The organism is Clostridium beijerinckii (assembly GCA_003129525.1).
GTDB classification, from domain to species: Bacteria; Bacillota; Clostridia; order Clostridiales; family Clostridiaceae; genus Clostridium; species Clostridium beijerinckii_D.
Window position 1 is genome coordinate 2,071,770 of record CP029329.1, and the last position, 16,242, is coordinate 2,088,011.

A 16,242-nucleotide genomic window follows, 5' to 3' on the forward strand; every position below is an offset into this window, starting at 1 on the left:
AGTGATACTGTGATTATTCGTGAAAATAAGGTCAAGATAAAAAATTTTGAGGATGAATTTATTATGAAGTCTCAAGATAGAGAGTATAATCCTGAAGAAATTATCTTCTTTGATCTTGAACATTATGTTTATAAAAAACCTAAATGCATTGGAGTATTTGGTGCATGTGAGTATGACAATAAAAATAATCATATATTAGTTACTCAATATATGATCGAAGATAGAGATGAAGCCATAAATATATTATATCTTGCAAAAGAATATTTTATAAGAATGAAAGAAAAAGGTAAAAAAACAATAGTTACATTTTCAGGGAATAATGATTTTACAGTTATTAATTATCTTTTTAAGGAAAATGGCATAGACTATAATTTTAGCAAAGAGTTTGATTCAATTGATATTCAAAAGGAATATGAAAAAGAGAAAAAGGTATCTACTGGGCTTAAAAAGTTAGAAAAGATATTTGATATTGAAAGAGAAGGCGAAGTTATTAGTGGATCAAATTTAGCTAAAACTTTTCATAAAGTTATGAAGGATAAAAGTTATTTTAAAAGAATGCCAGAAGAAAAAATAGAAAAAATACTACTTTATAATGAGCAAGATGTTATAAATTTATTATATATATATATTAACTGGAAGAAATATGTTTTTGAAGATGCTATAGAAGATGAAATCACTCTGAAAAATATAGAAGATTTAGAAGATTATAATATGAATGAAGATGAATTAAATACGGATTTGTAAATTAAAAACATAGTAATCGCTACTTTCTTTTTAATTTACAACTTTCGGTAATTTAAATAAATTTATCTTTATTTTTTCTTTATATTAGATTAAAATTATTATAAGTAAAAATAACAATATAGTTTAAGAGAGAATGTTATTTTAAGTAATATACTCTTTTCTTAATTAAAATACATTTATAAGTGAGGTAATACTATGTCAAACGAAATTAATTCGTCTAATTTTATAAGGAATATCGTCATAGAAGATTTAGAACAAGGTAAACATAAGGAAATAATTACTCGTTTTCCACCAGAACCTAACGGTTACTTACATATAGGTCACGCTAAGTCTATTCTTTTAAATTTTGGTTTAGCAGATGAGTTTAATGGAAAAACCCATTTGAGATTTGATGATACGAACCCTGTTAAAGAGGATACGGAATATGTTGAATCAATTAAAGAAGATGTAAAATGGCTTGGCGGAAATTGGGATGAACTTTTCTTTGCGTCCAATTATTTTGATGAAATGTATAATAGAGCTATTCTACTAATAAAAAAAGGTAAAGCTTATGTTTGTGATTTAACAGCTGAAGAAGCTAAAGAGTATAGAGGAACATTAACTAAGCCTGGCACCGAAAGTCCTTACAGAAATAGAACAGTTTCTGAAAATTTAGATTTATTTGAAAGAATGAAAAATGGAGAATTTGCTGATGGTGAAAAAGTTCTTAGAGCCAAAATAGATATGACTTCAGCAAATATAAATATGAGAGATCCTATTATATACAGAATATCTCATTCTACTCATCATAACACTGGTGACAAATGGTGCATATATCCTATGTATGACTTCGCTCATCCATTAGAAGATGCTATTGAACATATAACTCACTCTATCTGTACTTTAGAATTTGAAGATCATAGACCACTTTACGACTGGATGGTAAGCGAATGTGAAATGGAAGCTACTCCAAGACAAATAGAATTTGCAAGATTAAATATTACTAATACAGTTATGAGTAAAAGAAAACTTAAACAACTAGTTGATGAAAAGGTTGTTGATGGATGGGATGACCCTAGAATGCCAACTATTTGTGGACTTAGAAGAAAAGGTTGCACTCCTGAAGCGCTTCGAAATTTCTGCACAGCCATTGGAGTTGCTAAAGCTAATTCTACCGTTGATTCTCAAATGTTAGATTACTTTGTAAGAGAAGATTTACAACTTAAAGCACCACTAGCTATGGCTGTATTAAATCCTCTAAAACTTGTAATAACTAACTATCCTGAAAATGAAACAGAAATGCTTGAAATAGAAAATAATTCTAAAGATGAAGCGCAAGGTACAAGATTCGTTCCATTCTCTAGAGAAATATATATTGAAAGAGAAGACTTTATGGAAATTCCAGCTAAGAAATACTTTAGATTATTTCCTGGTAACGAAGTTAGACTAAAGGGAGCATATTTTGTTAAATGTAATGAAATAATTAAAGATGAAAATGGCAGCGTTACAGAAATTCACTGTACTTATGATCCAGAAACTAAGAGTGGTTCTGGCTTCACTGGCAGAAAAGTAAAGGCAACTATCCATTGGGTAGATGTAAAATCTTGCGTTTCGGCTGAATTTAGATTATTTGAACCATTAATATTAGATGATATTGAAGAAAACGAAGGTAAAGACTTCCTTGAACAAATAAATCCAAATTCAATGGAAATATTACAAGGTTTCATTGAACCAACAGCAATTAAAGATGCTAAACCTCAAGATAAATTCCAAATGGTTAGAAATGGCTTCTTTACAGTAGATACTAAATATACCACACCTGAAAAGTTAGTACTTAACAGAATAGTGTCATTGAAATCATCATTTAAGTTGAGCTAATTTAGGAAAATCTAGTTTATAGAAAATATTCAAAAAAGGATAATTTTTTGCTAATGCAAAGGATTATCCTTTTTTTGCCGGCATAGAAGTATGACTTAATATGACATGCTACTTTTTTTCCAGTACAATGAATAAATTTTATATCAAAACACAACCTATATATGTTGCAATTATCAATGTCAAATACTCAATTCTCAGTTATAACTAGAATTATTATATGATTTTTGAAATTGACAATAAATAATTATTTTACAACATATATAGTACATAGATACAATAATTTAAGGAAATGTACATGGAGGGAAAAATGAATATAATAAAAAAAATACTGTCACTTATTATAATTTCTATATTACTATTCCATAGCGTTAAAACTAATGTATACGCTATTCAAAATACCACCACTCAAAATCCAGTTAATGTAGGAGTATTCTTACATAATTTTAATGACCCATTTCTTTCTAATGTTAAGAAAGGCTTAGAAGATATTCAACAGGAAAATGAAAACAAAGTCAGATTTACTTTTTTTGATGCGAAAGATAATCAACTTACTCAAAATGAAAGTATTGATCAAGCAATTAATAAAAAGATTGACCTTTTAGTAATAAATTTAGTTAATAGAAATAAATCTCAAATTGAAAGTGTTATTAATAGAGTTATTAATAGAAATATTCCATTAATCATATATGGATCTGCAAATAAAGAAATTACAGATTTTGTTAAAACTTATAATAGAGCTATTGTTATAGGTGGTGATAACAGGCAGTCTGGCTTTCTACAAGGAAAAGTTCTTGCTAATGAATGGAATGCGAATAAAGAAATTCTTGATAAAAATAAAGACAATATAATGCAGTATGTTCTGTTCCAAGGTACATATGATAGCTTAGCAGCAATTGAAAGAACTAAATATTCTATTCAAACAATTAATGATTCTGGAATAAAAACTGAGCAACTTTCATCAGTAGTTTGTAATTGGGACGAAGAATGTGCAAAAACTGCTATGGAATCAATGTTTTTAGTTAATGGTAATAAAATCGAAGCGATACTTTCTAATAATGATGCTATGGCAATAGGTGCTATTAAAGCCCTACAAAAATATGGACTTAATAAAGGTGATGACTCAAAGTATATTCCAATTGTTGGCGTTGATGGCTTGCCGGAGGCTAAAGAATTTATTAATCAAGGAATTATGACAGGTACTGTTGTGCAAGAGTTTGGTGAACAGGCAAAAGCCATTTATACAATTGGAATGAATATGATTTCTGGTATTACTCCTCTTAATAGTACAAATTATAAATTTGATGAAACAGGAATTACAGTTAGACTCTCTCCTCAAGAATATGTTAAATAATTATAAAATAAGAAGGGGTTTAAATTAACTTCTGATATTTATTTTACCTATAATTTATATAAATATAAGCACCGTATTTTAAGTACACTTGTATATTGTTACATCCCAGGTTGGTTTAAAAACTCAGTTTATACATACGCAAAAAAAGGAAAAAGCCAGTTAGTGTGTAATCACCCTAACTGGCTTTAATTATTAAGTCTGCATTATGTTTCGGATAACAAATTATATAATTCTCTTGTATCCATAAATTGATTATAATTGAATTTATTTATAGACTTAAAAATTTATCAAATCTGCTTCTAGTATTTTCTTCACCTATAATTTGCATGATTGTATAAATATCAGGGGAATTAGTTCTATGGGTTAAGGCAGCTCTAACTGCTCCTGCAACATCAGAAATCATACCTTTATATTGATCTGGATTTGCTTTGAAGTCTTTTCTATTAGCACAGTATCCAAGTCTAAGTCCAATCTCCTTTAAATCATCAAACCAAGCTTCTTGATTTTCTACATTAAAGTTAAATTCATTTTTATAAACTTCTACTACAGCCTTAGCAGCTTCTAATGTAACTCCTTTTGGTAGTTCTATTTGTTCTACTGTTTCTTTATCAAATAATTCATCAAAGAAATAGAATACTTTATCTTTTACTTCATCCCATTTAGCAAAGTCTTTTCTTGGTTTTGGACCTTCTTTATCTATATTAAACATTTCTTTTACCATAGTTTCATTTTCTGTAACTAATTTACACATTTCTGTATCAAACTCTTTAGTCCAAGCTATATAGCTATTATAAACATCAGTAGCTTTCATAGCAGCTATACGATCTTTAGACACGTCATTCAATTTAACTAAATCAAACAATGCTCCACTTTTACCCATTTTTTCTAAATGAACTTCAAACTCATGATAATCAGCTTTAGGATTCTCAGCTCTCCATTCTTCAAAAGTAGAGTTAACTATATTAAGTAAATATTCAATTACTGTTATAGTTGGGAATCCAACTTCCTTATAGTAAGAAACAGCAGCTTCTGGATCTTTTCTTTTCGAAAGCTTTCTCTTTGAGCCACCATCTTGCTTCATTATTGTTGGGATATGAGCATATTTTGGAGCTTCAAAGCCTAAAACTTCAAATAATTGAACATGTATAGGAAGTGAAGATAGCCATTCTTCTCCTCTTATTACATCTGTAGTTCTCATTAAGAAATCATCTATTGCATGAGCAAAGTGATATGTAGGAAGTCCATCTCCTTTAATAAGTACTATATCTTGATTGTTTTCTGGGAATGATATATCACCCTTTATTAAGTCGTGGAATTCAACTCTAGTTTCAGGATTACCTGGAGATTTTAATCTTATTATATATTGTTCTCCATTTTCAATTCTCTTTATAGCTTCTTCTTCAGTTATATTTCTGAACTTAGCATATTCTCCATAATAACCTGGAGTTATTTTATTAGCTATTTGCTTTTCACGGAGTTCTGCTAATTCTTCTGGAGTACAGAAACATGGATAAGCTAAGCCTTTTATAAGTAAATCTTTTGCAAAGGTATTGTATATATGTGCTCTTTGGCTTTGTCTATATGGGCCATATTCACCCTTAGAAGTTTCTTGTCCTGTCATACCTTCATTAAAATCCATACCAAAGTTATGCATAGTTGCTACAGTATCATCTATTGCACCTTCAACTTCTCTTTTTTGATCAGTATCTTCTATTCTTAAATAAAAAACTCCGTCTGTTTGACTTGCTAATCGTTCATTTATTAAAGCAGCAAAAATTCCACCTATATGTTGGAATCCAGTTGGACTTGGTGCATATCTTGTAACTTTCGCACCTTCTTTAAGATTTCTCTTTGGATATTTTTCCATATAATATTCAGTTGTATGTTCTACATTTCCCAATATCATATTTGCAAATTTTTCAAAACTCATTATGTATTTCTCTCCTTCAAATATATCCTGTACAAGGTATTATAAGCCCCTTGTCATGGCAATTTATATATAAACAATATAGCCTATAATGTACTATGTTATAATTAGCACAAAATTATAGAAAAGTGTGTACAAACGGAAGTTTAAAATATTAATTTGTACAATCTTATAATTTTAATAAGGATTTATAGAGTATAGATATGAATATATTATCCATATGATCGCAATAATAATTAACATAATTGCAGATGATACTATTAATATTTTGTTTTTCTGCATTCTTCCATAGATTAAACCTATAAGCGAAGCTACAATAAGAATAATACCCAACGCCATACCTTGCACCTCCATATTTTAATTTTATCTCAAAATGAGATAATAATTCTAATTAATTAACAATAGTTTACAATTCTAAATATAAAAAAAGCCCCTCGTCCTAAAATATCATTAGGACGAAAGGCTGACTTCCGCGTTACCACCTAAATTAATCAATCTAGACATACTCACTTTCTATATTAATATGTCTTAAATTAATTCACTTAATTATCTATAAGGGAATAACCCCACAAATATACTACATCTCACGATTTTCTATTTATTGCTCCAAAGCTTCCTTCAATAGCTTTAAATTCTAGGATTACACTATCCCTAGATCTCTTAAAAATAAAATACTATTTACTCTTCTTTTTCAACACACTTACTACTATTTTAAATTATAGTATTTACAAAACACAAATCAATTATACATTTTGAAAATAGTAATGTAAAGATAATTTATTTTTTAGTTACATTAGAACCGTCAGAAGTAATTATTACTGTACCATCTTTATCGGTTCTATATATTTTCGCTTTATTTTGAGTCAAACGCTTAATCGTATCCTCATTTGGATGATTATATGTATTATCTTCTCCAACGGAAATTACCCCAATTGATGGATTCACTTTATTAATAAAGTCCATGCTAGTAGAAGTGGATGAACCATGATGACCAACTTTAAGGACATCAGCACTAATATCTTCATTAGTAGCAAGTATTTCTTTCTCTACATCCTTTTCAGCATCTCCTGTAAATAGAAAAGAAGTGTTTCCATACTCAATTTTTATAACTAGTGAATAGTTATTTAAATTTTCATAAGAATCTTTTGCGGGGGAAAAGACTGTAACTTTAGTATTTTCGCCTAAATAAATAGTATCTGTTCCTTTCTTTAGCACATTAATTTTTAAGCTCTTAGCTTTTAAGGCTTCTACCATTTTTTCAAATGTCCTTGTTGTAGATTGCACTTTTGGTGCATAAAAATCTAAGACATTATAATCATTTATTACGTCATCCATGTTACCAATATGGTCTTCGTGTGGGTGCGTTGCAATTACATAATCTAATTTGTCTAAGTGTAAAGAGGATAAGTAATTTAAAAGCTTCTTTTTATCGGACTTAGGCCCAGCATCGATTAGAAGATTCTTATTATTTACTTGAATAAGAATAGAATCTCCTTGACCTACATCTATGTAATGCACAGACATATTTTTAGGCTGATTATTATTAGAATTTCTAGTGAAATCTAATGAAATGAAGCGATTTGCTATTAAAATTGAAATAAGTATAACTAGCATAAACAAAAATGAATATTTCTTTTTCTGTAAGTAATTTTTGTACATAAATATAGTCTCCTTTTTGACATTCCTGTATAATAGTTTATCATTACAAATAAATAAAATAAAGGAATAATATACATAGAAACTATAATATATTTATTTATAAGTTACTTAATTTATAAATTTACAGTAAGCTAAAAATTTATCAAAGAATAATGGAGGGTTAGTATAATATTAGAAACAAAATTTATATTGAAAAATATATAGTTAAGTAAAAATAAACTGCTAATAATAATTAAGTAATAAAAGTTATTGACTAATAAAAAAGAGTGGGTTATAATAAACTTAATAAATAACCTTTAAAAAGTATTTTATTATATGAAAGGGAGATGGAAAAAATGGGAAAATATTTTGAGAATGTACCAAAAGTAAATTATGAGGGAATTAATTCAACTAATATGTATTCGTTTAAGTACTATAATCCAGAAGAGATGATTGCAGGAAAATCAATGAAGGAACATTTAAGATTTGCTATGTCATATTGGCATACTTTATGTGCAACTGGTAATGATCCGTTTGGATCTGCTACTATGAACAGACCATGGAGTAATGAAGATGAAATGCAAGAGGCGAGAAATAAAGTCGAGGCAGCATTTGAATTTATGAGTAAATTACAAATCCCATACTTTTGCTTTCATGATATAGATATTGCACCAGAAGGAAAAAATATAGAAGAAAGTAATAAAAACCTTGATGAAATAGCTTCTTTACTTAAAGAAAAAATGAATGAAACAGGAATTAAGTTATTATGGGGAACAACTAATTTATTTAGTAATCCAAGATTCGTTCATGGCGCTTCTACTTCTTGTAATGCAGATATATTTGCATATTCAGCAGCAAAAGTTAAAAAGGTTTTAGAAATAACAAAAGAACTAGGTGGAGAAAATGTTGTATTTTGGGGTGGAAGAGAAGGTTATGAAACTTTATTAAATACTAATATGGAGCTAGAATTAGATAATTTTGCGAGATTTTTGAAAATGGCTGTAGATTATAAAAATAAGATTGGGTTTGAAGGACAATTTTTAATTGAACCAAAACCAATGGAACCAACTAAACATCAATATGATACTGATGTATCAACTGTTTTAGCATTTTTAAGAAAATATAATTTAGATAAAGATTTTAAAATGAATATAGAAGCTAACCATGCAACTTTAGCAGGGCATACTTTTGAACATGAGTTACATGTAGCTAGAATAAATGGAGTACTAGGTAGTGTTGATGCAAATCAAGGAGATCCAAATTTAGGCTGGGATACAGATCAATTTCCAACAGATATATATAATGCAACATATGCTATGTATGAAATTTTAAAGAATGGTGGCTTGCATAGTGGAGGATTAAATTTTGATTCAAAAGTTAGAAGAGCATCATTTGAAACAGAAGATTTAGCACTTGGATATATTTCAGGAATGGATACTTTTGCTATTGGATTAAAGGTAGCTAGCAAATTATTAGAAGATAAAATATTAGAAAATTTTGTGGGAGATAGATATTCAAGTTATAAAAGCGCTATTGGTAAGAAAATAGTTAATAATGAAGTTGGCTTTGAAGAATTAGAGAAATATGCACTTACATTAACTGAAATTAAAAATGAATCAGGAAGACAAGAATATTTGGAAAGCATAGTTAATAATTATATTATGAAATCAAATATTAAATAGATAAATTTCATGAATTACTTATTGGAATAATAAACCATGTGACAATAAGTGAAAGCTTTTCAAATTGAAAAATTAGAAAATATAAATTGATACCTATAGACTAGACATATGAAAAAATGTTTAGTTTATAGGTATTTTTATTACTATATAAAAAGATAAGTTATGTATATTAAATACGAACTAAGTACTTGTAAATCTAATGAATATTCATATTTACAATATATTTATCTATATTTGGTAATATATAAATTTAATTATTAAATCAAAATAGATAGTAATAAATACGTTTTTAATTAAAATAGTTAGAATTAATATTTATTAATAAAATTGAAAATTGAAAAAAATCTAGATTTAATATTGCAAAAAGTATGGTATAATTAATTCAATGTGTATAATTTGAAAAAAAATGCAATATTACAGTTTATAAAGATTCATATGGGGGGCAAGGGAATGAAAAAAGAATTTTCAATGAGTAATGACAAAGTGATGATAAATTTTACGGCGAAGTACTGTAATAATTTTGAATCTATATTAGAAAGTGATGGGTTTAGACGAATTTTAGAAGTTTATTTAAGGCGAGCTAAAAAGAGGAATTCAATATCATATAGATACTTAAATCAAGCATTAGATACAGATAGTCTTATAGATATTAGAAGATATTTAACAGTGCTCATGAAATATTTAACAGTTATGAGTGTAGAAGAAATTGTAGAAATTAGTGCAGCGTATTCAACATTATTAGAAGATAGAGATAAGTTTATAGTATTTATAGAAGATTTATATTTATTTTGGAGAAAACTTGAAAGATACGCTATAGTTCATAGATATAAAGTTCAAGAAGGACTTGCAGCTGTTAGTTTTACAGAAGCAAATGCTAATTTCTCTACATTGATTTTGAATTTATATAGAAAAGTTGAAATGCATGTAGCCGGATATCAACCAAAAGTCTACAGACAAATACCAGCAGGTGGAAATGCATGTATTATGATTCACGAAATGGAATGGGTTAGACCAAAGGGTTATGAAGTATTAGATGAAGTTCCATTTATAGACCATATTCTTCTAGAAACACCGTTTATTACTTACCCTAAGAAAAATACGAGAGATGGCATGTTTACAGAAATAAAATATAATCCTTTAAAATATGCTCAAATAAATAAGGAACATTGGTTCTGCTATCCAGCTAAAATAGGTGGATTACTTACTTTCATTTATTTCCATAGAGATTTTATGGAACATGGAATAAGTTTATGTAATTTATTTGAAATGGCAAGAAGCGAAGAGACAAGAGGTAGAAAACCAGATATTGTTTATGTATTTGGGGCTAAAGATGATGGAGAAGAACTTAAAACAGTATTTTATGATGATTCTGAAAATGATATAATGCTTGGGTATGTAAGTCATTCAGAAAAAATTGATTATTTTGGTTATATAAAGAAGATGACGCTAACACTCTACAATTTAATTATGATAAAAAGAGATTTCTTACCAATACATGGATCAATGGTAAACATTATTCTTAAAAGTGGAGATGAGGCTAATGTTGTTATTATGGGGGATAGTGGGGCAGGAAAGTCTGAAAGCTTGGAAGCTTTTAGAAGTTTAAGTGAAGATTATATTTCAGACATGACAATTATATTTGATGATATGGGTACATTTAAATTAGAAGATGGCGTTATTAATGGGTATGGAACTGAGATTGGTGCTTTTGTTAGATTAGATGATTTAGATCAAGGATATGCATTTAAAGAAATGGATAGAAGTATATTCATGAATCCAGATAAGATTAATGCAAGATTAGTTGTGCCAGTAGCATCATATAAAGAAATATCCAAAGGACATCCAATAGATTTCTTTTTCTATGCTAATAACTATGAAGGTGTTGAAGAGGGTGGAAAATATTTGAATTACTTTAGAAATCCAGAAGAAGCAATAAAGGTATTTAAATCAGGTGCTAGAATGGCTAAAGGAACCACTACTGAAACAGGACTCGTAGAATCATTTTTTGCAAATCCATTTGGACCAGCTCAAAAACAAGCTGAAACTAATATTCTTATTGAGAAATATTTTAAAACTATGTTTGAAAATGGACAAGTTAAAGTTGGACAAATCAGAACATGTTTAGGGGTAAGTGGCCAAGAAAAAGATGGTCCAAGAAATGCAGCAATAGAATTGTTTGATGAAATAAAGAAAATGAAATAAACGTTAGGAATATGAAAGGAAATAATAAGTCAGATACAATAACATACTGATTTATTATTTTTTGAATATACTAAAAAATGATTAAGGTTATTTACCTTAATCATTTTTTAACTTATTTTTCAAAGCTTTAAATATATGAGTTAATGATTTGTTTGAAATAGTATACCGTAAGTTTTTATTATTTAAATTAAATTTAAATTTCCCAAGAAGAGATTCAAAAGTTCTAATTGTATAAATAGCTTTCTCTCTTGTAGAATTTAATAATACGCTAGGCTTCTCCAATAAAAAATTAACTGGTACAAATTGAAATGCATAAAACATTTTATCAAATTGCATTAAGGACGCTAGAGTAAAACAAAAATCAAAAATAAAATAAATAACAATTCCAGAGAGTAATATATCACCTAATAGTGTAGGAATATTCATAACGAAATTATTAAGTATAGGATGTATTATTCTAATTACAATAATTTCACCAATACCCCACATTAATGAATAAAGTAAGCAAACCCGACCATGTATATTAAATGGATCATCAGTATAATCCCACCATTTAGTTTTAAAAGATTTTTCTAATATAAATCCTGTAAAATATTCTAAAATTGAAGTAAATATAACTGCTAAGAAAAATAGTATAAATATATTATTCTTATAGGGATCCAGAAATACTACAAGAGATACTGCTCCACAACCATATATTGGACAAAAGGGTCCACATAAAAAACCTCTATTAACAAATCTATGTTCATTTTTAAAATAATACAAAACTTCAACACACCAACCAGCAAAAGAATAAAATGCAAAGAAATATATTAAATTATAATAATTAAAATTTAACATTGCATGCAAATATATATCTACCTCCTAATAAAAATATTAAATAATTAGAATTTATTATATTATATATCAAAATACAATATAATAATATTAATTTTATATTAAAAATTTCTTAGGACATAGTATAAGAAATTTCATAAAAATACATTCCATTATATATATTATGTATTAAAAAATGTATTTTTATTCTGCAATTTAATAATTTCTTTATAAAGAAATATTTCTATCTATAGGTTGAGATAAAGAAACGAAGGTATCAGTTCGTTGTATTCCATCAATATTATTTATCTTATTAAGTAATACATCTTGCAAATCTGAAATATTAGTACAAACTATTTTTGCAAACATAGAATAGTTGCCTGTAGTTAAATGTAATTCCACAACTTCATTTATATGTGACATTTTATCGAATACAGTATTAAATGAAGAAGTTTTATCAACATATATTCCAACAAAGCAACATACATCATATCCTAATTTAGGAAGATTTAAAAGTATTCTAGAACCTTTTATTATTCCTAAGTCCTCCATTTTTTTCATTCTAACATGAATAGTACCACCACTAACATGACAAATTCTTGCAATTTCCAAATATGGTGTTCTGCAATCTTTTATTAACAAGTCCAATATTTGTAAGTCTAATTCATCTAAAGGGTTATTTGAAATTAAAGTCATTATATCACCTCACATTATTCTTATAACATACTTTTTTAATTTTATCAAAGATATAGAAAGAATTAAAGATAAAAATATAAAATTGTAAAAATAAATTTTATAATATTGATATTTTAATAAAAATTGTTATGTTATACTGATAATAGAAGTTTATAAATTAAAAAAGAAACTATAATGGATACTTGATAATAGTTTACATATAAATTATTATTAACTATATAAAGTAAAACTTTTCACTTGAAGGTACTAGGTGCCCCTTGAGGGTATAAACTTTTTTAGGAGGATGTGGGACAAATGAATTTATTAACAACAATTATTTCATTCATATTAATGTTTGCAATTATAGTAGGAGTTTATGTACTATGTAAAAAATTTGTTTTTGGGAAAGTAAAAATAAATAAATGGATTACTTTAGCAATAGCTATAGTATTATTTATAGCGCAAATACTTATGGGTACAACAAATAAATATATTTCAAGTGTATTATCAATATTTGCAGTATTGTTTTTTTTATGGTTTATGGATATTACACAAAGAGGTGGACCCAAAAAGAAAGAAAAACAAATAGTAATTAAACCAAAAGCTAAACCTAATAGAGTAAAGAAAAATAAGTAGAAATATAATTATGTGGATAACTCGCCGAAATAAGTAACATGCTTTTGTTTTGGGGAGTTATCCGCATAAGCACAAGTTTTCTTTATTCTCTAAAGATAGGAGAACTTATGGCAATTTTATTATTATCTAAGGTTACTTTGATTATATACCACAATTCATTTTTTAAGGATTCATGATTATATAAATATTTTACTTTATTTAAGTTCAAACCAGATATTTTTTTTACTATTATTCCACCGGCAGAAATAATATCAATTTGTAATATTTTATGAATTGGGTCATGAGCAAAAATTGAAAATTGTAAATCTTCATTATCTGATGGGATTATATCACCCATAAAATTATCATTTATTGTGAAATACATAATTAAAGATTTAGATTCAGTTGAATATGTGCGGCGATTTCTAAAAGCATTAACGACTGAAGTACTTGTAAGCTCATCTGAAATTACACATGTTAAGTTTTCATCATCACCAAAATTTAATTTGTGATTGTCTTGACCATTTATAGCCCCTAATTTCCAACCATTATCAAGTAAGTAATAATAATATTTCTCATATCTTAAATATTTGTTAGGAGAAGAACCATTACCAACTTCTATAGAAGTTATTAGTTTATTTAAAATAGGATTATATTCTAAATGCTCTATTGTTTTATGTGGATGATTAATTGAAACACATGCAGTGGGGTTATTAAGCATCCAAAGAACCAATAATTGAAGATTATTTACTGTGCCAGTGAAGAATCTATTAGAATTTATTATATTAATATCTCCAAAGGGATTGGTTTTGCTTTCAAAACCTATTAATGCTAAAAAATTATCATGTTTCTTATTATAGCGTGAAGCTAAATATTTAGCTGTATCCCACTTACTTAATTCAGTTCCTTTTAAATGTACAGTTTTAGTCAAATAATTATTATGATCTGTTAAAATTAGAAAATCGAGGCCAGCATGTCTTGCATAATCAAAAGCTTCAATAGGAGTACCACGTCCAGTTGAAAATACACAGTGAGCATGAGGGATACCATAATAGAAATTTAAAGCATCTATATTAAGACTATTCTTCGTTGATTTTTTTTTACCCAATATTATACCCCTAAAAATTATTTATAATATATATTATTATAAAGATGGGCAAAATAATGACAATAACTCAATCTAATGTTAAAATAACTTTAAGTATGTGGATGAGGTGATAAATTATGATAAAGAATTTCATGGATATGAAACCTATTTTAGAAGAAGAAATTTATATTGCAGAGACAGCAGTAATTATTGGAGATGTGACGTTAAAAAGAAATTCAAATATATGGTTTGGTGCTGTTCTTAGAGGCGATGAAGAAAGCATAGTTGTAGGAGAAAATACTAATATTCAAGAAAATGCTATAGTACATGTTGACGAAAACAATAAAGTAGAAATTGGGGATGGATGTACAATTGGACATGGTGTAATAGTACATGGATGCAAGATTGGAAATAATACTTTAGTTGGAATGGGTGCTATAATATTAAACGGAGCAAAAATTGGCAATAATACTATTGTAGGTGCAGGAAGTTTAATAACTCAAAATAAAGTATTTGAGGATGGCGTTTTAATTATTGGGAATCCTGCAAAAGTAGTGAGAAAGTTAACAGAAGAAGAAATTGATAATAATAAGAAATCTTATTTAAATTATATAGAACTAAGTAAGAAATTTAGGAATATGAAGTAAAATAGACGTGCAGACTGATTTGTTATTTTATTGAATGTGCCTTAAATAAAAGAAAAATAATTAGCCCGAAAATTAGGTGGCTGATGGAGGAAATAAAAAATGATGATAATTGGAGAATACAATAAATTAAAAGTGAGCAAAAAGGTGGAATTTGGATATTACCTTGAGGATGAATTTGGTGATGAAGTTTTACTTCCTAATAGTGCAGCAAAGGAACATGAAATTAAAGAAGGCGATAAGTTAGAAGTATTTATTTATAGAGATTCTAAAGATAGATTAATTTCAACTTTAAAAAAACCACTTGTAACAGTAGGTCAAATTGCCTATTTAGAAGTTGTGAGTCAAAATAACATTGGAGCATTTGTAAACATTGGACTTGAGAGAGATTTATTTGTTCCACTAAGAGAGCAAGGGTTTAAGCTTAAAGAAGGTAAAAAATACTTGTTTTACATGTATGTAGATAAAACTGATAGATTAGCAGGTACAACAAGAATAGATTCACACTTATATTTGGCAGAAGAAGGTAAATATAAATCTTCTGATGAGGTTAGTGCAATAGTTTATGATACGTGTGAAAATGGTACTTTAAATGTAATGATAGATGGGAAATATAGAGGATTAATATTAGCAAATGAGCATTTTGAGTACATACATCCAGGTGAAGAAATACAAGCGAGAGTTAAGATTATTTATGAAGATGGAACTCTTGGAATAACAACAAGAAAGAAACGATTAGATGAAAGAGAAGTATTAACGGAAAAAATACTTATATATCTAAAAGAGAACGGTGGATTTATGCCATTTAATGATAAGTCTTCTTCTGAGGATATAAAAAAAGAATTTAATACAAGTAAAAATTACTTCAAAATGACTCTTGGTGGATTGATGAAGCAAAAGTTAATAACACAAGATAAAGAAGGAACTAGACTTCTTTAAAACATACCTTAAAATAAAAGTATTTCTATAAAAGTTATAAAAAATGAAAATATAAAGAGGATTTA

Annotated in this window: 13 protein-coding genes; 8 read left to right on the plus strand and 5 right to left on the minus strand. The window is 27.6% G+C overall.

The annotated features are described in order from the left end of the window. Nucleotides 1-9: 9 nt before the first annotated feature. From DIC82_09125 to DIC82_09135, 3 genes are all read left to right on the plus strand, one after another. Nucleotides 10-744 carry an exonuclease gene (locus DIC82_09125; protein AWK51170.1) on the plus strand — a complete coding sequence of 245 codons (735 nt, stop codon included), beginning with the start codon at nt 10-12 and terminating at the stop codon, nt 742-744. 195 nt (nt 745-939) lie between these two features. Beyond that, nucleotides 940-2,601: a glutamine--tRNA ligase gene (locus tag DIC82_09130; protein AWK51171.1), complete on the plus strand. Its 1,662-nt coding sequence runs from the start codon at nt 940-942 to the stop codon at nt 2,599-2,601. Nucleotides 2,602-2,908: 307 nt separating this feature from the next. Then, nucleotides 2,909-3,952, plus strand: a complete 1,044-nt coding sequence (locus DIC82_09135) for a galactose ABC transporter substrate-binding protein (protein ID AWK51172.1) — start codon at nt 2,909-2,911, stop codon at nt 3,950-3,952. A gap of 268 nt (nt 3,953-4,220) precedes the next feature. Here the strand turns inward: DIC82_09135 and DIC82_09140 are convergent, their stop codons facing one another. Together DIC82_09140 and DIC82_09145 are read right to left on the minus strand one after the other, a co-directional pair. Next, nucleotides 4,221-5,882, minus strand: coding sequence for a glutamate--tRNA ligase (locus DIC82_09140; GenBank protein ID AWK51173.1), 1,662 nt, complete (start codon nt 5,880-5,882; stop codon nt 4,221-4,223). Nucleotides 5,883-6,656: 774 nt separating this feature from the next. After that, entirely contained in the window at nt 6,657-7,538 is an 882-nt protein-coding gene (locus DIC82_09145; protein ID AWK51174.1) for an MBL fold metallo-hydrolase, read from the minus strand. A gap of 335 nt (nt 7,539-7,873) precedes the next feature. On the opposite strand from DIC82_09145, the gene xylA reads away from it, so the two are divergent. Both xylA and DIC82_09155 read left to right on the plus strand, forming a co-directional pair. After that, nucleotides 7,874-9,199 carry a xylose isomerase gene (gene xylA / locus DIC82_09150; GenBank protein AWK51175.1) on the plus strand — a complete coding sequence of 442 codons (1,326 nt, stop codon included), beginning with the start codon at nt 7,874-7,876 and terminating at the stop codon, nt 9,197-9,199. Between the two features lie 450 nt (nt 9,200-9,649). Then, nucleotides 9,650-11,401 carry a phosphoenolpyruvate carboxykinase gene (locus DIC82_09155; GenBank protein ID AWK51176.1) on the plus strand — a complete coding sequence of 584 codons (1,752 nt, stop codon included), beginning with the start codon at nt 9,650-9,652 and terminating at the stop codon, nt 11,399-11,401. Nucleotides 11,402-11,497: 96 nt separating this feature from the next. Here DIC82_09155 and DIC82_09160 read toward each other — a convergent pair whose 3' ends face one another. Continuing rightward, a complete protein-coding gene (locus DIC82_09160; protein AWK51177.1) occupies nt 11,498-12,250 on the minus strand; it encodes a hypothetical protein in 753 nt (250 codons plus the stop codon). A gap of 195 nt (nt 12,251-12,445) precedes the next feature. Beyond that, nucleotides 12,446-12,913, minus strand: coding sequence for a transcriptional regulator AsnC (locus DIC82_09165; protein ID AWK51178.1), 468 nt, complete (start codon nt 12,911-12,913; stop codon nt 12,446-12,448). 294 nt (nt 12,914-13,207) lie between these two features. Between DIC82_09165 and DIC82_09170 the strand changes: the two genes are divergently transcribed. Continuing rightward, nucleotides 13,208-13,528, plus strand: coding sequence for a hypothetical protein (locus DIC82_09170; GenBank protein AWK51179.1), 321 nt, complete (start codon nt 13,208-13,210; stop codon nt 13,526-13,528). 82 nt (nt 13,529-13,610) lie between these two features. Here DIC82_09170 and DIC82_09175 read toward each other — a convergent pair whose 3' ends face one another. Next, nucleotides 13,611-14,615, minus strand: a complete 1,005-nt coding sequence (locus DIC82_09175) for a histidinol phosphatase (protein AWK51180.1) — start codon at nt 14,613-14,615, stop codon at nt 13,611-13,613. A 116-nt stretch (nt 14,616-14,731) separates the two neighbouring features. On the opposite strand from DIC82_09175, the gene DIC82_09180 reads away from it, so the two are divergent. After that, the gene (locus DIC82_09180) at nt 14,732-15,241 is read left to right on the plus strand and encodes a gamma carbonic anhydrase family protein (GenBank protein AWK51181.1); all 510 of its coding nucleotides are present in this window, start codon (nt 14,732-14,734) and stop codon (nt 15,239-15,241) included. A 99-nt stretch (nt 15,242-15,340) separates the two neighbouring features. After that, nucleotides 15,341-16,177: a DNA-binding protein gene (locus DIC82_09185; protein ID AWK51182.1), complete on the plus strand. Its 837-nt coding sequence runs from the start codon at nt 15,341-15,343 to the stop codon at nt 16,175-16,177. Nucleotides 16,178-16,242: the final 65 nt, after the last annotated feature.